The organism is Noviherbaspirillum sp. ST9 (assembly GCF_048799745.1).
In the GTDB taxonomy this organism is placed as follows: Bacteria; Pseudomonadota; Gammaproteobacteria; order Burkholderiales; family Burkholderiaceae_D; genus Noviherbaspirillum.
In genome coordinates this window covers 1-648 of record NZ_JBLWFR010000106.1, presented here as the reverse complement: position 1 = coordinate 648, position 648 = coordinate 1, and the positions used below count along the sequence as shown (strand labels likewise).

Sequence of the window (648 nt, the reverse complement as noted above, 5' to 3'; positions counted from 1 at the left end):
CATCTTTCAGAATATCTACGGTCTCCACATCATTCTGATTCAACGCATTAAGAGGGATATCCGTAGGAACTCCATCTATAACTAATAGAGGATCGGCATTATTTATCGAACCTAAACCCCGTACCCGGATATTTACATTACTGCCAGGGGCCCCAGAGTTGATAATTTGCACACCTGCAGCGCGCCCCTGTAATGCTTCTCCAATATTAGCTACCGGCTTGTCTTTAATAGCTTTCGTTCCCACAGAAGAAAGAGACCCGGTCAGGTCTTTTTTTCGGACTGTTCCATACCCTACAACAACCACTTCATCCAATAATCGTGAATCGTCTTGCAGGACAATTTTAAATACGGTCTTACCTTCAACAGGTATTTCCTGAGATAAATATCCCAGATACGAGATCACAATAACGGCGTCGCTATTGACGTTTAAGGTGAAGTTACCGTTCACATCAGTCTGAGTCCCGGTCCTTGCCCCTTTTATCATGACCGATGCACCAATAACACTTTGTCCTGTCTTGTCAATCACAGTACCTGTAATCTTCCGCTGAGCTTGAGCAAAACCACCCAGGCTAAAAAGCAGACACAGAACAAAAAGGGAAAATCGTAGTACGTAGAATTTTTTCATCCTTTCCTTCCTTTTTTTCATGG

Annotated in this window: 1 protein-coding gene; it reads right to left on the bottom strand. The window is 43.2% G+C overall.

Annotated elements, in window-relative coordinates:
- The coding region (locus tag ACNOHI_RS25005; RefSeq protein ID WP_420477433.1) for a carboxypeptidase-like regulatory domain-containing protein at positions 1–625 on the bottom strand (625 nt) is incomplete at its 3' end.
- Positions 626–648: the final 23 nt, after the last annotated feature.